Genomic DNA, 16,256 nt, shown 5'->3' with positions numbered 1-16,256 from the left:
TCTCTTTCGTGAATACGGTACAATGGTTGTACGGATTACCATCTTCATGTTAATAACTTAAACTAAATCTAAAGGAGTTACCCATGCAACGTAATAAATGGTTCAAGATCTTCATCTACGTCATGTTGTTTGCCATGATTGCCTCTACGCTATTTATGGTTATCGAGCCGTTCCTTGCAGGTTAAACATTGCTCAGGGAGCATTAATAATAGCGGCTAGGAACACCTTGCCGCTATTTGGCCTGCACGTTTGTTCTTAATCAACCTTTGCCATATCACAGAAAGTATCCATCAGCTCTTCATATGGGAAATGTTTCAAGAAGTATGGAACCAGCTCTCTAGCCACCTCTTGAAGCTCAAATCGACGACCTGCACATTCCTCTAGAGAAGTTATCCCAAAATCGGTGATCCCGCATGGAATAATCCCTTGAAACCCGCGCGCCGCAATCCCCTCAGAAATGTTAAAAGCAAAACCATGACTGGTAATAAAACCTCTTCTAAATTTACTCTTATTAAACTTCACACCAATAGCACAGATCTTCTCATCGCCAACCCATACTCCGGTGTACTCCGGTTTACGATCTCCGGCAATACCATAGGATGCCAAATAATCAATAATAACAGCCTCCAGACTGCGCAAGTACCCATGCAAATCCACTTTGCCATCTTCTCCGAGCTTAAGGATCGGATAACCTACAAGCTGACCGGGTCCGTGATATGTAATATCTCCTCCGCGATCGATTTCAAACAGCGCGATTCCTTTTTCTTCGAGCTGCTTTTGATCCAAGAGAAGATGTTCAGGATGATTTTGTGAACCAATAGTATAGGTAGGCGGATGCTGCAAAAGAATAAGTCTCTCCGGCTGCTCGCCAGAATCAATGGCATGCACACTTTCTTTTTGCAGCTCCCAGGCCGTCCCATACTCCATAATAGGGTCATATGAAATCTGCAGCTTACGAATATCCGAATTATTCATACCGTCAGGTCCCCTTTTTCAGTCTCATGCCTGCACAGTTTGGCTCGTTATTATTTTAGTAAAGTTTCGTATCCGGGGTATATCCTTCAATATTATCCTTGACGCGTTGCAAGAAACGACCACAAATGACTCCGTCCAGAATCCGATGATCGAGCGACAGACAAATATTAGCCATTGATCGCACACCTATCATATCGTTAATGACCACAGGTCTTTTTACAATCGATTCAAATGTTAAAATCGCTGCCTGTGGATAGTTAATGATTGGATAAGAAAGAATGGAGCCAAACGAGCCTGTATTATTTACAGTGAAAGTCCCTCCCTGCAAATCTTCCAGGCTCAGTTTGCCTTCGCGTGTTTTTTGTGCCAATTCATCAATCTCACGAGCCAACCCAGCGACATTTTTCTGATCAGCCTTCTTAATCACAGGAGTGATAACCGAATCTTCTGTACCTACCGCTAACGAGATATTGATATCACGTTTGACAATAATTTTGTCTACAGCCCAGACAGAGTTCATAATCGGGTAATCCTTAATCGCACTCACAACAGCCTTCATCATGAAAGCCAGATAGGTTAGATTGATACCTTCTTTACGCTTGAACTCATCCTTATGTTTATTGCGCAGTGCGACCAGATTAGTCACGTCTACCTCAATCATTGTCCAAGCATGCGGAATCTCAGAGACACTTTGACGCATTCTTGTAGCAATTGTATTCCGGATTGGCGTTACATCAATCAGGTATTCAGAACTGCTGCCTCTGCCACCCTCAACTTCAATTGTTGGAATACGAGGAGATTCGCTCAAGTGTAGACCCGAATGGCGAAGTGGCTCTTCTGCCTTCTTCTCTTGGGCTTGAACGAACTGTGGAGCAGGCGGTTGTGACGCCATTGGGGCAGGCTGGCTAGCAGAAATCGAAGCAGCAGATCTAGCTCCGCCGCTTTCGAGGAAGGTCAGCACATCCTTACGGGTAATCCGACCACCCATACCAGTACCAGCAACTAAAGTCAGATCGATGTTATGTTCAGCAGCCAAAGTCTGTACCGCAGGAGAATAGCGTGCACGCATCATATCGCCAGCAGTTGAAGTCGCACTTTGTCCTGCAGCATTATTAGAGGAATTAGCTGCAACTGTGTTAGTGTTAGTCACGTTTGCAGCAGCAGATGCAGTCACAGGCACGGCTATACGACAAATGACTTCGCCGACATTGACAACCTGGCCTTCTTCCGCCAATAGTTCACCCATAACTCCATCTATCGTTGAAGGTAATTCAGCATTTACTTTATCTGTAATAAGCTCACATATTGGTTCGTATTGCTCTACCGGATCGCCCGGTTTCTTCAGCCATTTGCCGATCGTCGCCGATACTAGCGATTCCGCCAGCTGCGGCATGATCACGTCAGTCAACTTTTGGTTGTCAGACATCTTTTCACTCCTTAAAAGTTTTACGAAGCATTGACTCTTAGAAAGACTACATAGTAAAACTTGCTTCGTAAGCATATTCTTAAAGTTTTACGAAGCTTCGTCAGCATCACCTGAGTTTTAGGAAGCTTCGCATCTACTCAACAAATTAATATTGTGCCAGCCGGAGCATTTCCGCCTTCACTTTTTCTTTACTTAGCATGAAAAACTTCTCCATTGGCGGGCTGATTGGCATCGCCGGAACATCGGGACCACAAAGACGAAAGATTGGTGCATCCAGCTCGAACAGACAATGCTCAGCGATAATGGCCGCCACTTCGCCGCCAATTCCGCCTGTTTTATTATCTTCATGCACAATCAATACCTTACCGGTCTGACGGGCAGCAGCAATAATCGCATCACGATCCAGCGGTTGCAAGGTACGCAGATCAAGAATATGTGCTGTAATTCCTTCCTCGCGTTCCAATTCTTCCGCAGCCTGCATAGCAAAATGCAGCGGGAGACTGTAGCCAATCACCGTAATATCCGTTCCCTCACGCAGCAGATTAGCTTCGCCAATTGGAACAGTGTAATCCCCTTCCGGTACTTCTTCCTTGATCAGCTTGTAACACTTTTTGTTCTCAAAGAAAAGCACCGGATCAGGATCACGTACAGCTGCCTTCAGCAATCCTTTAGCATCATAAGCGGAGTAAGGCGCTACAATCTTCAATCCAGGTGTACCAAAGAAAATCGATTCTGGACACTGTGAATGATACAAACCGCCGAACACCCCGCCGCCAATAGGAGCACGAATGACAACCGGGCAACTCCAATCGTTATTTGAACGATAGCGGATTTTAGCCGCTTCACTGATAATTTGATTCGTCGCCGGAAGCATAAAGTCGGAGTATTGCATTTCAGCTATTGGTTTCATTCCGTACATAGCTGCTCCGATGGCTACACCAGCAATCGCTGATTCAGCGAGGGGTGTATCCATAACCCGCTCTTCGCCAAACTGTTCCTGTAGACCTTTAGTTGTGGTAAATACGCCGCCTTTGAGACCAACGTCCTCACCAAGCACGAACACGGAATCATCGCGCTCCATTTCTTCCTTCATCGCGAGCCTGATGGCATCGATATATTCCATTATAGCCATGGTTTATGCCCCTCCTTTGAGGTCGGAATCACTGTATACATGCAGCAGTGTGTCTTCCGGTTTCGGGAACGGAGCATTATCGGCATACTCGATAGCCGCTTTAAGCTCAAGATTGCATTCAGCAGCAAGATCTTGTTCTTGCTCGTCACTCCACAATCCCAGACCGATCAAGTAATTACGGAATCCTGCTACGCCGTCCTTCTTCCAGTTCTCATCAACCTCTTCTTTGGTCCGGTAAGCCAGATCATTATCTGAGGTGGAGTGTGGAGACAAACGGTACATCATCGCTTCAATCAGCGTAGGACCTTCACCCGCGAGGGCTCTTTCCCGCGCTTCCTTAACGACACGATAAACCTCAAGCGGATCGTTTCCGTCTACACGCACACCAGGAAATCCATAACCCAGTGCACGGTCGCTAACCTTGCCGCCTAACTGTTTATGAACAGGAACAGAGATTGCGTACTGATTGTTCTGGCACATGATAATAACCGGCAGCTTATTCACTCCGGCAAAGTTACAAGCTTCATGAAAATCCCCCTGATTGCTGGAACCTTCACCGAAGGTTACAAAGGAGACGAATTTCTTCTTCTGCATTTTGGCCGCCAGAGCAAAGCCAACCGCATGAGGGACCTGAGTGGTTACAGGGCTTGACCCTGTCACAATACGCAGACGTTTGCTGCCAAAGTGACCCGGCATTTGCCGCCCACCACTGTTTGGATCTTCTGCCTTAGCGAATACGGACAACATAAGTTCGCGTGTAGTCATACCCACTGAGAGCACGAAAGCATAATCGCGGTAATAAGGTAAAAAATAATCATTTTGCCGGTCCAGCGCGAACGCCGCCGCCACCTGACCCGCCTCCTGGCCTATACCGGAGACATGAAAGTTGATCTTGCCAGCGCGCTGAAGCAGCAGACTGCGCTCATCGTATTTACGAGCGAGCGACATATATCTGTACATATCGATGACCTGGCCGTCACTAAGTCCAAGCTGCTTATGTCTGTTAATCGTTTCTACAGTACCTTGGGATTCCATAAAGAGATACCTCCTTATTCATAAAGCCTGAAGTCTTACAGGAATTAAGACCAATTGTGCCCTGATCTTAAAACCTGGTACTAAGACTTGACTTGAGTATATTATAATCCCTTTCTACCCAAAAAGAAAAGCTAAGAAAAACTAAAATCCAATAGATCTTCCATCCACAGCTAACATTGCTTCTCCGATAATCTCCGAAAGGGTAGGGTGAGCATGTATAGCTTCACCAATCTCCCAAGGTGTTGCATCCAGTAGCTGTGCCAAGGCCGCTTCTCCAATTAGATCCGTCACATGAGGACCAATCATCTGCACACCAAGAATATCTCCACTGCTACGATCCGCTACAACTTTGACAAATCCATCCTTCTGGCCATATACAATCGCCTTACCAATGGCCGAGAATGGGAACTTGCCAATCACTACATCATGTCCAAGCTCTTTAGCTTCCTTCTCGGTGTAGCCCACACTTGCTACCTCAGGCCGAGTATAGACACAACGTGGTACTAAATGTGTATGATAAGGATGTAGCTTCTCACCAGATAGATGGTTAACCGCCATTATCCCTTCATGACTGGCTGCATGAGCCAATTGAAGCCCACCGATGCAGTCGCCAATGGCATAAATATGCGGCTCTGCCGTCTGCATACTAGCGTTTACAGCAATAATCCCTTTGTCAAAGCGAATGTCTGTGTTTTCCAGACCAATATTCTCGATGTTGGCCACTCTGCCTACGGATACAAGCAATTTTTCTGCCATTAGGCTTTGACTTTGCTCTCCCTTACGGGCTTCGATCGAAATTCCATCCTCCGTTACCTGGCAGGTTGCAGCATCCACTGTAGTTTCAGTCAGTACCTTAACCCCACGCTTTTTCAACAACCGTTGCAGTTCCTTAGCTATCTCTTCATCCTCTTGAGGCAATAACTGACCTGCAGCTTCAACCACAGTTACCTGCACTCCAAAATCAGCCAGCATTGAAGCCCATTCGACCCCAATTACACCGCCGCCCACAATAATGATAGAGGATGGGAGCTCTTCGAGTGTGAGAGCTTCATCACTGCTAAGAATCACTTTCCCGTCTGGTTCGAGACCAGGCAATACTCGGGGGCGTGAGCCCGTAGCGATAATAAGATGGCTGGAAACTACTGTTTCCATCTCCCCATCTTCCAGTTCCACAGCTACAGCACCGCTGCGCGGAGAAAAAATAGAAGGACCCGTTACGCGCCCTTTACCTTTGACAACTTGTATTTTATTTTTGCGCATCAAATATTGTACGCCTTGATGAAGTTGCTCAACTACAGCTTCTTTGCGTTTCTGTACCTTTGGGAATACCAGCTGTACACCGCTTGTCTCAATGCCATAGCTCTCGCTCTCATTGATTTCAGCATATACCTCTGCACTACGGAGCAGCGATTTACTAGGAATGCAGCCCCGATGCAGACAGGTTCCTCCCAGTTTGTCCATTTCGATGACGACAACGGACTTTCCAAGCTGTGCAGCGCGAATAGCCGCCACATACCCTCCAGTACCTCCGCCAAGTATGGCCACGTCACATGAAATTGTCATGATATGTATCCTCCAGTCATTACACGTAAGTTCATTTTACTTAGTATATTGTACTCTCTTTTTGCTCTATTACAAAACTTATAAACGTCATATGCAAATGGACTTTTTCTTGCTAAAGCGTTATCATATGGGTGAATCTAAAGGGCTAAGAGGGGTAGGAGACACTTATGAAACTGTTAATTTCACGCTTCATTGCCATCCTTATTCTTGTGTTTCCGGGCTTAATAGCAATGAAGGGCTTCCTCATGATGAAGGATGATATTTTTGATTACATATCCATGCATGGTGATGATTCTGTAGTGCCCCACTTTGCTTGGCTGCATTTCGGTGGTGGATTGCTGCTCTTCGCAGCTGGCATGACTTTCCTTGGTGGCTGGATTCTGGCTAGGGACCGTAAGAAGAATTACGTAGGTCCAAGGTTCAAGGAGAAGCAAAAGGCGAAACAAGCCGGAACGCAGGAAACGATCTCTTAAGAGGCTATGCTAAACTTAGGATCAGCTTTTTCATCTCATCATTTATTCACCTGATCATCTGAATCTCGAATCGCACACAATCAAGCCTTAATACCCTGCTGATTGTAATTTGTACAATAGATTCCCCCATATTTCAAACCCTCCCAGTTCACCCGATCTGGTGCTCGTTATCTATCACAAATAACATAAAGGCGAGAACTTCATGGACGCAATCTGCGCTCCCTGAAAATTCCCGCCTTTTTCTTAAATACCCGCCTTATCAAGCGCCTCTTTCCGCCGCCCCTGTACCAACTCGCTGTACAGTCCGCCTTGCTTCAGCAGCTCTTCATGAGAGCCTTGCTGCAATAATCTGCCGCCCTGAAGCACAAGAATTCGATCAGCTGCACGTATCGTGCCAAGTCTATGAGCAATGACGAAGCTCGTTCGCCCTTTCATCAGCGCCTGCAGCCCTTCCTGAATCTTGATCTCGGTCACTGTATCAATACTGCTGGTTGCTTCATCAAGCACAAGCATAGAGGGGTTAGCAAGAATCGCTCTCGCAATGGAGAGCAGCTGCTTCTGCCCTTGGCTTATACCGCTGCCATCCGCCGAGAGCATCCGTTCATAACCTTCGGGCATTCGCATAATAAAAGAATGGGCATTGGCCAGCTTAGCCGCCTCTTCAACCTCTTCATCGGACGCATCCAGCCTCCCGTATCGGATGTTATCGCGGATACTCCCTTTGAACAAAAAGGAATCCTGCAATACAAAGGCCATATGACTTCTCAAGCTTTCCCGCCGAATCGAAGTGATATCTAAGCCATCCAGCGTGATTTTCCCCTGATTAGGATCATAGAAACGGGATAACAGCCCAATTAGCGTTGTTTTGCCAGCACCGGTAGGTCCAACTAAAGCGATCATCTCGCCAGGCTTCGCTACAAAGCTGATATCCTGCAGCGTGTTAGAACCTCCATCATAAGAAAAGGCTACATTTTCAAACTTCACCGCACCCTGTACAGTTTCAAGTGATTTGGCTGCACCTTCATCTTTAGCCTCGGTCTCTTCGTCCAGCACTTCAAACACCCGCTCGGCCCCTGCCACCGCTGAGAGCAAGGTATTCCACTGATTCGCTAAATCATTAAGCGGACGAGTAAACTGGCGGGTATATTCCACGAATACGATGATCACACCCACTGTAATCGACCCACGGATCGCAAGCAGACCACCAATTCCTGCAACTATGGCGAAGCTGAGATTATTAAGACCATTCATAAGCTTGGGGATGAAACCAGAAATGGACTGCGCCCAGTAGCCTGACAGCATAATTCGCTTGTTGCGTTCATGAAAACCAGAGATGACGCGTTCCTCTTGTGAAAAAGCCTTGATAATCCGTTGTCCGGATAAGGTCTCCTCAATATAACCGTTAAGCTCCCCTACATTGCGCTGACGTTCTTTAAATAGTGGGCCTGTACGGCGTGTAATCCAGCGCATGCCTAACAACATCAAAGGCACTACGAGGAATGTGAGCAGCGTCAACAAGGGACTAAGCCACAGCATAACCCCTACGGTTCCTAGCAAGGTTAAGACACTTGAAAATATCTGAATAGCCGAGCTATTCAACGTAGAGCTGACGTTCTCGATATCATTGGTAAGACGGCTCATAATTTCTCCCTGCTGTCTCCGATTAAAAAAGGAAATAGGCAGACGGTGTAAATGGGAGAATAGCTCCGTACGCATCCGTAATACAGTTTCTTGAGCAATTTCGATCATCCATATGTTTTGCAGCCAAGAAGTCAGAGAATAAAAAATGTACACACAAGCAAGGCTTGTCAGAAAAACAACCCATGATCGCCCGCCGGTACCTTCCAGATAATTATCCACCGCTCTGCCAATCATGTATGGCCCCAGCAGCGCTAGCGCTGAGCTGAAGACAACCATGATCAGTACAAGAATAAGCTTGGCTTTACGCTCAGCTAGATAACTCCAGATCCGGATCAGCGTCCCTGACCAATCCTTCGCCTTTGCTTTGGGTTTGCCGCCAGATGCTGTCCCTAGACTTCGTCCCACGCCAAGTTCAAAATTCGGTTTAGGATGACGAAAAGGTTCAATTAATGCTTTGAACATGCTGCTTCGCCTCCTCTACCTGTGATTCATAAATCTTGCGGTACAGCTCGGAGCTTGCCATAAGCTCCTTATGCGAGCCTTTGCCAATTAATCGTCCCTCATCCAGCAACAGGATCAAATCGGCTGATGCCGTTGAACTGATTTTCTGAGTAATCAAAAAGGTTGTACAGGAGATATCCTTTAGCGCCTCCAGCAAAAGCCCTTCCGTAACCGCATCAAGGGCACTGGTGCTGTCATCAAGGATCAACATAGCCGGTTTTCTAACAAGTGCACGGGCAATCGTTAACCGCTGCTTTTGTCCGCCGGAGAGATTAACCCCTCGTTGACCAAGCATCGTGTCATAACCATCTGGCAACCCTTTTACCGTCTCGTGAATTTGTGCAGCTCCCGCTGCTTGTTGGATTTGTTCCAGTGTGGCGTGTTCATTGCCCCATGCAATATTATCGCGAATTGATCCGCTGAAAAGCTGCAATTCCTGAGGCACATAACCTATCGATTTCCGCAGTCTGGAAATATCGATATCAGCACTTTTTTCACCGTCAATCCAAATGGTGCCGTCTGTCTCTTCATACAAGCGCGGAATCAAACTCACGAGTGAGGATTTTCCTGATCCGGTCGCCCCCATAATCGCTACTCGCTCACCAGCAGCTACTTCAAAATGAATGTCCTCCAGGACAGAGATATCACTATTAGGATACTTAAAGCAAACGCCTTCAAATTTAACGTGGCCCTGAATCGGCTCACCTTGCAAAGTCCCGCCTTCACGAACTCCAGCTCCCGCTTCCATAACTTCTGAAACACGTTGAGAGGAGGCACGAGCGCGGGAAAACGTTACAACAAGACCAGAGATAGCTGTTAACGCTCCAATTGTTCGCAAGGAGTAATTAATAACAGCAACAGTCTGACCCAAAGTAGCATCCCCGCTGGAAATGGCTATCCGTCCAAACCATAAAATCGCCAAAATCGCCGCATTCACAATAAGCATAACAAAAGGCATCGTCGTCTCAGTCAAACGCAAGGCAGACACTGTTGATCTCATCAAATTCCCGCTAAATACCGTGAAACGTTCAATCTCATACCCCATACGCACAAATACGCGGATCAAGCGAATACCCGTAAGGTTCTCCTGAATCACGCCATTAACTCCGTCTAAACGCTGCTGGACCGTACGAAATAACAAGGAAGCTTTTCTCATAATCCAATAGAGGAAAAAAATCAACAAAGGTAACGCCACCGTCAGCAGTAATCCCAGCTTCACATGAACAACTAACGCCATAATCACACTGCCTACCACAACAAGTGGCACCCGTGTCATAAAGCGCAAGCTCATAAAAATAGTATCCTGCAGCTGTGATACATCGCCAGTCAGACGGGTAATCAGTGACGAAGTAGCAAAACGATTAAATACTTCATACGTAAAAGACTGTACCTTTTCGTACAATTTGTCCCTAAGATCGAACGCAAAGCTCTGACTTGCATGGGCAGCAAAAAAAGAACTGAGTACCCCGGCTGTAAACGCAACTACCGCGCTGCCGATCAATACACTGCCCCACAGCCATACTACAGAGGTATCTTTTTCTCGGATCCCCAAGTCAATGATTTTGGAAATGATCAAAGGCTGTGATAATTCTACCGTCAATTCAATGAGCATCATTACAAGGGCAGCTATTGCAGCTACCTTATATTTTTTGAGAAAAGAGAAAATCAAAGCCATTCGCATACCCTCTTTTTCTATTCGTACAGTGCATCCCTTAACCGAGTTGACATCGTGGAAGCCTGTCCAGTTTTCAGTATTGCTCGACGCAGTGCTTTATTACTCCGATTCAATTCCACCAAATCCGCCATCATTTCTTCCAGCAAGCTTTCAGTGTCACTGGATAAATCTCCATTCTGCTGCAAAAGAGCTAACCGTTCCTTATATTCGTCTAATCTTTCAGTCACACTTATTACTTCCTTTCCCATCTCTTATTACCTCTTATCATACCACATCCAATCAATCGCAATGTTTTCACTGGATACATCTGATCCGAATATGATACTCTAATATGGTCGCATTTTTAAGATATAATCAATGTTTTTTACGAAAGGATAGATGGAAGTGGCACAATTGTTTTTCAAATACGGAGCAATGAACAGTGGTAAATCTATTGAGATACTCAAGGTTGCACATAATTATGAAGAGCAGGGGAAATCGGTGCTCATTTTCACTCCATCCATAGACGACCGGGACGAGGTTGGTTTTATTTCTTCTCGTATTGGGCTTCGGAAACAAGCAATCCCCATCGATGAGAACACAGATATTTATAATATCGTCAGCAGTAACCAACCTAAACCACACTGTGTACTTATTGATGAATGTCAATTTCTAAGCAAGGAATGTATTCTCCAGCTAGTGCGTATCGTTGATGAGCTGGGCATTCCGGTAATGGCCTTCGGACTTAAAAATGATTTTCAGAATCAGTTATTTGAAGGCAGCAAATATATGCTGATCTACGCTGATAAAATTGAGGAAATGAAGACGATCTGCTGGTTCTGCGAGCGCAAAGCTACTATGGCTCTACGAGTAGAAAACGGCAAGCCCGTATATAGCGGCAAGCAAATCCAGATTGGTGGCAATGAAGCTTACTATCCGGTATGCCGCAAATGTCACAAGAATCCACCGCTATAGCCGTGTATAAAAAGCATCCCAAAGCCATAAAGGCTATTGGAATGCTTTTTTGATTAAGAAGATATTACCCTAAATATCTTTCTTTAAGAATATTCAAATGATGATGGTCATGTCCAATCATAATGCAGGCCTGAGCTCTCGCAGAAAGAGTAGCCTCGTTAACTATTCCCTTCCGGATCCATGCTTCCTCCGGCAGAGTTTCCATTAGGAGTAATGTCGATTCTCGAACAAGCTTGTAGTGGGCCAGCAATGCTTTTAAAGTGTGCGCTTCGAAATTGGCGGTAAGTACATAGTCTTTCTCTTCAAAACCCGGTAGTGGAGTCGTATCCCCTCTGGCGATGCACAATAAACGGTAGGACATGATTCTTCCGGTATCAGCCAGATGTCCGACCATTTCCTTGATACTCCATTTCTCCGGAGCGTAACGATAGTCCCCTTGTTCTTCCGTAAGATTCGAAATAAAAGTGCAAATCTCATCCGTCTGCTCTCTAAAAATAGTAATCATGTCTCCTTCAGCTGGCACTAAATCGACATATTTTGATAATTCTTTGAGATACTCACTGCTTTCTGGACGTCGACCCATGTCTAAACCCCTCTCATTTTGAATTTTTTTGAAAAAATAGGAGGAAAATTATACTGTAGTTGTTGTATTTTAGCTCATTTTATACGATACTTGCAATAATAGGGTTGGTTAAACTAGAAGTCATCGGGAGTGTCGGCATGCTAGATTTTATTCTTTTTATGATATTTTCAATACTAGAGACTTATGCAATGTTTTTTCTGGCTTTCAAAATCTTCAAAATTGATCTATATCATAAAGAGATGGTGTTTGCTAGTTTTATTATGGGCTTTTGTTCTTATACAATTAGGATCAACTATGGGATTTTTCCATTAGATATTTTCTCACAATTTGCACTAATGTTTTGTTTTATGTGGATGTTATTCCGGATTCATCCCTTCTACGCTTCAATATTAACCGGGATGGCCTATCAAGCTTACTCGGTGATTCAAGCCAGTATTGTGTATCTATTAAACTCTGTAATCTCCATGCCTCTAAATACTTCGGACCCGATTACAAAAAACATAATGACAATGCAGATTTTATCAGCATTAGCCGCGATTCTCATTGGTATGTATGTGGGCTATAAACGTATTGGATTTGACTTTGTACCTGATAAACCCGATGTAAAAGTCAAACCAACAACTAGTGAAAAAATATTATTCGCTCTTAATCTTCCTACAGTAATTGTCGTTACTTTATTCACCTACTTTATTGAATCTAATTTCTTTTTCTTGATCCCAATTTTCTATGGGGTAATATTATGGGGATATCTATATTTCTCATACAAAAAGGACAGAAATAACTATGAGTCATTTAGCACTTAAAATTGTTGAGGTCATTAAGAAAAGTAATCCAGAGCAATCGCATTCAATTGAAATGATGCATTATGCCCTTAGCATTATTCTGAATACTTTATTCATTATTATGACTTCTTTATGCATTGGCGGGCTCACTGGACAGCTAAAGGAAACATTCTTAGCCTTATTCAGCTTCATGCTCCTAAGAATGTCATCTGGTGGTGTGCATTTAAAATCCGCAAGAGCCTGCAATATTGTATCTATCTTTATCTGTTCACTGATCCCTCATATAACTTATCTAATACATAACCATTTGATTTGGATTAATCTTTTTTCTTTACTTGTAATGATCTTATGTGCTCCGAATCCTGATGCTAATGCCCAAATCCCCAAAGAATGGTATTTGGGTTTAAAGCTACTTTCCATAATTCTGGTTTTTTTAAATTTTCGGCTCCATTCGCCTGTCATTGGATTGGCATTTTTAGTTCAATCCTTTACAGTCATAATCCCATTACAAAGGAGGACAATCAGATGAAAAAAAACTTAGCTCGTTATGCTTCTAACATTTTAGGTACTTCTGCTACTGTTTTTGCAACAATTCTGAAACCATTTGCTCACAGCCCTGAGATTCCAAAAGAACTGCGCAAGTAATTAAACAAGGATGGGGAAACGATGCGTGTCTTACAGAAAGACGGTTCCTCTAGTGATATTCTAGAGGAAGATATATTGTATTTCTCGAATTATAAGAATACAATATTCGTCCATACGAAAGAAGGCGAATTTATTCTCCCCACCACGCTTTCCGATCTTTCCGTAGCGTATGAGGGTAAGGGATTCGAACGCCTTGACCGCAGCAATGTCGTCAATATCAACAACATAGAAGGCTATGATCCCGGGCGGAAGATTGTATGCTTTAATCAAGGTACGCAGTTCACTACTGTTTCGGAATCCAATGAACCTCGCCTTAAGAAGTATCTTGCTTCACAAAAGAAAAAACCGTCAGAATAAAATTCAGTTTTTTAATAATCCCGGCATGTTCACGCATGCCGGGATTATTTTATTAAAAATTGAAACTTTTTAGCAATTTCCTCAAAATCGCACATTATGCCATAATAATCCTCAAATGTAAAGATAAATTCGTAGGATGAATGACAGGAGACGGATCCTATTCCAAATGATACCATATAGATAAACCTATAATAAAAACAATTAATGATGGAGGATCATAATGAATTACTATTTTCATCCCTCTCCACGGCCCTCATCTCTGGAATCTATATCTGACGAGGATTTACTAAGAATCTATGAGCTAGCGGTTGATGCCCATGCGTTACCGGATTTCATTGAAATTATTAAAGAGATCATGAGAAGTAGAAATCTCATAGATTCTGAAAGTATATAACATCCCCTTCCCCATTAAATTCACACTGACGCATGGTACACATTTTTCTTCAGCTTCAACCAACAATAAACTCCTTAGGTCGCCTTAAGTCAACTACATTAACATAAAAAAGGTAGAGCCTCCGCGGCCCTACCTTTTTTATATGCACATATGATGGTTAATCTGAGATAAAAATAATGCTCTATTCTGTAATTTCTGTTTTGAAAACATTTTCCAATTTGCCGCCGAGTCTTTTCTTCAAGGGAACTTTAATATCTCTGCCCAATTCTTTAAAGAAAGTTTCAACATCACATTTCACATTTTTTGCAGTTGCGATTACCGCACCATCACCAACGATGTTTTGATTCGCTTCAAGAGGAACATCAACTTCGATGTCATACTTTTTGGATAATGTCTTGATGTAACGTGCGAAGATCTCCAGCAATTCCTCGTTATTAAAATTCTCTATAGCGACTTTGCCCTTGCTGGTAAACTTCATGTTAATTTTCATTATTAATATCCCCTTTTCTGTCAAACCATTTTTAGTTGTTAGTTTATGGATCAAGATGAATAGATGGCTGCAAGAAAGGGCAACATTCATTCATTTTTGAGATCATTAGCAAAAGGCATACATTATTTATAAGCACCCTTTATTTGTTGTACTTTAAACTGAGTAAATTCTTTAAGTGCTTGTATGACCTGATCCTGTTCCTCTTCCTTCAGTTCATAAACGCACTCCCGTAGCCACTCGCCAAATAGAAAGGCTTGACGCCCTTTACGGGGGCTCTTTCTTAAGGAGTCGAGGTTACCCTCAAACTTATCGTTCAGGACATCGGTCAGATTGTATTTCTCAATCTTCTCTATTACCATTCCTGCCCCATATTCCGTTTCGTAAACTATAACTTCATTCGAATCAAAGGAAACGTACGATGTTTCTTTCCCTTCCTTCGCTCTGAATTCCTTAAGCTTGTTAAAGGCTGTCTCGTAGATGTAATCTTGAGACTGTTTGAGCTGTGGCAGCTCATATCCTTGCTTCAAGGTCTTGATATATTCAATATCTGGCATATAATCTGCCAAATGGTACATCCGATTCTTCAGATCCGTTCCAAGCGCTTCAATGATCTTGTCCAGATTGTCTTTAAGCGGAATGCTCTCTCCACGTTCGATTTTGCTAAGCTGTGAGTAACTTATACCGCTCTTTTCTTCCAGTCCTCTTAAGGTTAACCCTCTCGTCTTTCTGATGTGCCGAATGAAATTACCCAGCTCATCGGGATAGTTCTCAAAATCATTCATGGGAGTCACCTCCCTACTATCATAACACAACATAACAATTTGTGTTGGCTAATAACAATTATTCCTTGTTTTTACTTGCCTCTGAAGAGTAATTCCCAGTATTCCACGCCCAATATAACCCTATCTTTACAAAATACCGGAAAAAGACTCGGCGCCCGTCTGTAAGGATTTGGAATATGCTCGTTACTCGCCTCAGTTTTACTTTCTGCTTAAGCCCCATCCATCTTTTTGGTCTTACCTTCCGCTTTCTGCTCGCTTTACTCACCTGGCTCACTTGGCTCAACTAGCTCACCTTACTCACCTTACTCACCTTACTCACCTTACTCACCTAGCTCCACTTGGCTCACCTGACTCAACTAACTCACCTTGCTCACTCAATTCTACCTCATCGGACCGAGGAGACCTTATTAAGCTGATTTCAGCCATTCTGCTCATCTATCGGACTCAGATGCAGCTATTCATTAAAATATATTACGATTCCGGGCAAAAGTATGACAATAAGAGCTATGGAGTCCGAAAAGTTGGAAAAATGGACCAAAAACTTAAAATAGCGGCAATACAGTCCGTTACGATCCCAAACCATCGAGGCTATCTGTTAAAACAAACTTTCTTGATAAAAGTAGCTCGTCCGAGCCGAACTTACCAAGTGTGCATCGCTGTTGGCGTACTTTAGCTTTAGCGTTCCTCAGCGAGCGTGTCTTAGGTTTAGCCGTACCTCAGCGAGCGTACTTTAGCTTTAGCGTACCTCAGCAAGCGTACTTTAGCCTGCCTCAGCGAGCGTGCCTTAACTTTCCGTTCTCCATTTTCCCTTCTCCAATCCTTTGTGTCTCACTACCTGTTTTTACTTT

General features: G+C 43.8%; 19 protein-coding genes. 8 read left to right on the top strand and 11 right to left on the bottom strand.

What is annotated here, in order from left to right:
• Positions 1-83 precede the first annotated feature (83 nt).
• Positions 84-185, top strand: a complete 102-nt coding sequence (gene prli42, locus MHH63_RS06350) for a stressosome-associated protein Prli42 (RefSeq protein ID WP_094872112.1) — start codon at positions 84-86, stop codon at positions 183-185.
• 70 nt (positions 186-255) lie between these two features.
• Here prli42 and lipB read toward each other — a convergent pair whose 3' ends face one another.
• The 5 genes from lipB to lpdA form a co-directional block, all read right to left on the bottom strand.
• A complete protein-coding gene (gene lipB / locus MHH63_RS06345; RefSeq protein ID WP_341171321.1) occupies positions 256-975 on the bottom strand; it encodes a lipoyl(octanoyl) transferase LipB in 720 nt (239 codons plus the stop codon).
• 55 nt (positions 976-1,030) lie between these two features.
• Positions 1,031-2,401 (bottom strand): dihydrolipoamide acetyltransferase family protein, encoded by a 1,371-nt coding sequence (locus MHH63_RS06340; RefSeq protein ID WP_076184130.1) that lies wholly within the window; start codon positions 2,399-2,401, stop codon positions 1,031-1,033.
• A gap of 145 nt (positions 2,402-2,546) precedes the next feature.
• Complete coding sequence (locus tag MHH63_RS06335; RefSeq protein WP_036676034.1) at positions 2,547-3,533, bottom strand: alpha-ketoacid dehydrogenase subunit beta; 987 nt, start codon at positions 3,531-3,533, stop codon at positions 2,547-2,549.
• A 3-nt stretch (positions 3,534-3,536) separates the two neighbouring features.
• Positions 3,537-4,568 (bottom strand): thiamine pyrophosphate-dependent dehydrogenase E1 component subunit alpha, encoded by a 1,032-nt coding sequence (locus MHH63_RS06330; protein WP_036676031.1) that lies wholly within the window; start codon positions 4,566-4,568, stop codon positions 3,537-3,539.
• Positions 4,569-4,709: 141 nt separating this feature from the next.
• A complete protein-coding gene (gene lpdA / locus MHH63_RS06325) occupies positions 4,710-6,131 on the bottom strand; it encodes a dihydrolipoyl dehydrogenase (RefSeq protein ID WP_076184136.1) in 1,422 nt (473 codons plus the stop codon).
• A gap of 167 nt (positions 6,132-6,298) precedes the next feature.
• Here lpdA and MHH63_RS06320 point away from each other — a divergent pair, with 167 nt between their 5' ends.
• Positions 6,299-6,604, top strand: a complete 306-nt coding sequence (locus MHH63_RS06320; protein WP_076129486.1) for a DUF2627 domain-containing protein — start codon at positions 6,299-6,301, stop codon at positions 6,602-6,604.
• A gap of 243 nt (positions 6,605-6,847) precedes the next feature.
• Here the strand turns inward: MHH63_RS06320 and MHH63_RS06315 are convergent, their stop codons facing one another.
• Genes MHH63_RS06315 through MHH63_RS06305 form a run of 3 tightly spaced genes read right to left on the bottom strand, consistent with a single transcriptional unit; the run spans position 6,848 to position 10,669 of the window.
• Positions 6,848-8,707, bottom strand: a complete 1,860-nt coding sequence (locus MHH63_RS06315) for an ABC transporter ATP-binding protein (RefSeq protein ID WP_076184140.1) — start codon at positions 8,705-8,707, stop codon at positions 6,848-6,850.
• Positions 8,688-10,421, bottom strand: a complete 1,734-nt coding sequence (locus tag MHH63_RS06310) for an ABC transporter ATP-binding protein (RefSeq protein ID WP_076129484.1) — start codon at positions 10,419-10,421, stop codon at positions 8,688-8,690. The genes MHH63_RS06315 and MHH63_RS06310 overlap by 20 nt, the downstream gene beginning before the upstream one ends.
• Positions 10,422-10,438: 17 nt before the next feature.
• Complete coding sequence (locus MHH63_RS06305) at positions 10,439-10,669, bottom strand: hypothetical protein (protein ID WP_036676022.1); 231 nt, start codon at positions 10,667-10,669, stop codon at positions 10,439-10,441.
• A 136-nt stretch (positions 10,670-10,805) separates the two neighbouring features.
• On the opposite strand from MHH63_RS06305, the gene MHH63_RS06300 reads away from it, so the two are divergent.
• The gene (locus MHH63_RS06300) at positions 10,806-11,375 is read left to right on the top strand and encodes a thymidine kinase (protein WP_036676019.1); all 570 of its coding nucleotides are present in this window, start codon (positions 10,806-10,808) and stop codon (positions 11,373-11,375) included.
• Between the two features lie 64 nt (positions 11,376-11,439).
• On the opposite strand, the gene MHH63_RS06295 is transcribed toward MHH63_RS06300, so the two are convergent.
• The gene (locus MHH63_RS06295) at positions 11,440-11,958 is read right to left on the bottom strand and encodes a DinB family protein (protein WP_341171320.1); all 519 of its coding nucleotides are present in this window, start codon (positions 11,956-11,958) and stop codon (positions 11,440-11,442) included.
• Positions 11,959-12,095: 137 nt separating this feature from the next.
• Between MHH63_RS06295 and MHH63_RS06290 the strand changes: the two genes are divergently transcribed.
• From MHH63_RS06290 to sda, 5 genes are all read left to right on the top strand, one after another.
• Entirely contained in the window at positions 12,096-12,761 is a 666-nt protein-coding gene (locus tag MHH63_RS06290) for a hypothetical protein (RefSeq protein WP_248548450.1), read from the top strand.
• Positions 12,742-13,269 carry an accessory gene regulator ArgB-like protein gene (locus tag MHH63_RS28560; protein ID WP_405168565.1) on the top strand — a complete coding sequence of 176 codons (528 nt, stop codon included), beginning with the start codon at positions 12,742-12,744 and terminating at the stop codon, positions 13,267-13,269. The genes MHH63_RS06290 and MHH63_RS28560 overlap by 20 nt, the downstream gene beginning before the upstream one ends.
• The gene (locus MHH63_RS06285) at positions 13,266-13,385 is read left to right on the top strand and encodes a cyclic lactone autoinducer peptide (protein WP_139330034.1); all 120 of its coding nucleotides are present in this window, start codon (positions 13,266-13,268) and stop codon (positions 13,383-13,385) included. The genes MHH63_RS28560 and MHH63_RS06285 overlap by 4 nt, the downstream gene beginning before the upstream one ends.
• Positions 13,386-13,406: 21 nt before the next feature.
• A complete protein-coding gene (locus tag MHH63_RS06280) occupies positions 13,407-13,742 on the top strand; it encodes a LytTR family DNA-binding domain-containing protein (protein WP_036676016.1) in 336 nt (111 codons plus the stop codon).
• Between the two features lie 220 nt (positions 13,743-13,962).
• Entirely contained in the window at positions 13,963-14,136 is a 174-nt protein-coding gene (gene sda / locus MHH63_RS28555) for a sporulation histidine kinase inhibitor Sda (RefSeq protein WP_081393959.1), read from the top strand.
• 181 nt (positions 14,137-14,317) lie between these two features.
• On the opposite strand, the gene MHH63_RS06275 is transcribed toward sda, so the two are convergent.
• Together MHH63_RS06275 and MHH63_RS06270 are read right to left on the bottom strand one after the other, a co-directional pair.
• Positions 14,318-14,626 carry a hypothetical protein gene (locus tag MHH63_RS06275; RefSeq protein WP_036676014.1) on the bottom strand — a complete coding sequence of 103 codons (309 nt, stop codon included), beginning with the start codon at positions 14,624-14,626 and terminating at the stop codon, positions 14,318-14,320.
• A gap of 122 nt (positions 14,627-14,748) precedes the next feature.
• A complete protein-coding gene (locus tag MHH63_RS06270; RefSeq protein WP_036676012.1) occupies positions 14,749-15,408 on the bottom strand; it encodes a helix-turn-helix domain-containing protein in 660 nt (219 codons plus the stop codon).
• Between the last annotated feature and the right edge of the window lie 848 nt (positions 15,409-16,256).

Origin of the sequence: Paenibacillus sp. FSL H3-0310 (genome assembly GCF_038002785.1) — a bacterium.
Lineage (GTDB): Bacteria > Bacillota > Bacilli > Paenibacillales > Paenibacillaceae > Paenibacillus_AQ > Paenibacillus_AQ odorifer.
Note: the sequence above shows the minus strand (reverse complement) of the source record. Positions and strands in the feature narration are given on the sequence as shown.

What these genes read in the sequence shown, in the direction of transcription:
- prli42 (WP_094872112.1), top strand. Translation starts at nt 84, where the DNA reads ATGCAACGTAATAAATGGTTCAAGATCTTCATCTACGTCATGTTGTTT.
- lipB (WP_341171321.1), bottom strand. Translation starts at nt 975, where the DNA reads ATGAATAATTCGGATATTCGTAAGCTGCAGATTTCATATGACCCTATT.
- MHH63_RS06340 (WP_076184130.1), bottom strand. Translation starts at nt 2,401, where the DNA reads ATGTCTGACAACCAAAAGTTGACTGACGTGATCATGCCGCAGCTGGCG.
- MHH63_RS06335 (WP_036676034.1), bottom strand. Translation starts at nt 3,533, where the DNA reads ATGGCTATAATGGAATATATCGATGCCATCAGGCTCGCGATGAAGGAA.
- MHH63_RS06330 (WP_036676031.1), bottom strand. Translation starts at nt 4,568, where the DNA reads ATGGAATCCCAAGGTACTGTAGAAACGATTAACAGACATAAGCAGCTT.
- lpdA (WP_076184136.1), bottom strand. Translation starts at nt 6,131, where the DNA reads ATGACAATTTCATGTGACGTGGCCATACTTGGCGGAGGTACTGGAGGG.
- MHH63_RS06320 (WP_076129486.1), top strand. Translation starts at nt 6,299, where the DNA reads ATGAAACTGTTAATTTCACGCTTCATTGCCATCCTTATTCTTGTGTTT.
- MHH63_RS06315 (WP_076184140.1), bottom strand. Translation starts at nt 8,707, where the DNA reads ATGTTCAAAGCATTAATTGAACCTTTTCGTCATCCTAAACCGAATTTT.
- MHH63_RS06310 (WP_076129484.1), bottom strand. Translation starts at nt 10,421, where the DNA reads ATGGCTTTGATTTTCTCTTTTCTCAAAAAATATAAGGTAGCTGCAATA.
- MHH63_RS06305 (WP_036676022.1), bottom strand. Translation starts at nt 10,669, where the DNA reads ATGGGAAAGGAAGTAATAAGTGTGACTGAAAGATTAGACGAATATAAG.
- MHH63_RS06295 (WP_341171320.1), bottom strand. Translation starts at nt 11,958, where the DNA reads ATGGGTCGACGTCCAGAAAGCAGTGAGTATCTCAAAGAATTATCAAAA.
- MHH63_RS06290 (WP_248548450.1), top strand. Translation starts at nt 12,096, where the DNA reads ATGCTAGATTTTATTCTTTTTATGATATTTTCAATACTAGAGACTTAT.
- MHH63_RS28560 (WP_405168565.1), top strand. Translation starts at nt 12,742, where the DNA reads ATGAGTCATTTAGCACTTAAAATTGTTGAGGTCATTAAGAAAAGTAAT.
- MHH63_RS06285 (WP_139330034.1), top strand. Translation starts at nt 13,266, where the DNA reads ATGAAAAAAAACTTAGCTCGTTATGCTTCTAACATTTTAGGTACTTCT.
- MHH63_RS06280 (WP_036676016.1), top strand. Translation starts at nt 13,407, where the DNA reads ATGCGTGTCTTACAGAAAGACGGTTCCTCTAGTGATATTCTAGAGGAA.
- sda (WP_081393959.1), top strand. Translation starts at nt 13,963, where the DNA reads ATGAATTACTATTTTCATCCCTCTCCACGGCCCTCATCTCTGGAATCT.
- MHH63_RS06275 (WP_036676014.1), bottom strand. Translation starts at nt 14,626, where the DNA reads ATGAAAATTAACATGAAGTTTACCAGCAAGGGCAAAGTCGCTATAGAG.
- MHH63_RS06270 (WP_036676012.1), bottom strand. Translation starts at nt 15,408, where the DNA reads ATGAATGATTTTGAGAACTATCCCGATGAGCTGGGTAATTTCATTCGG.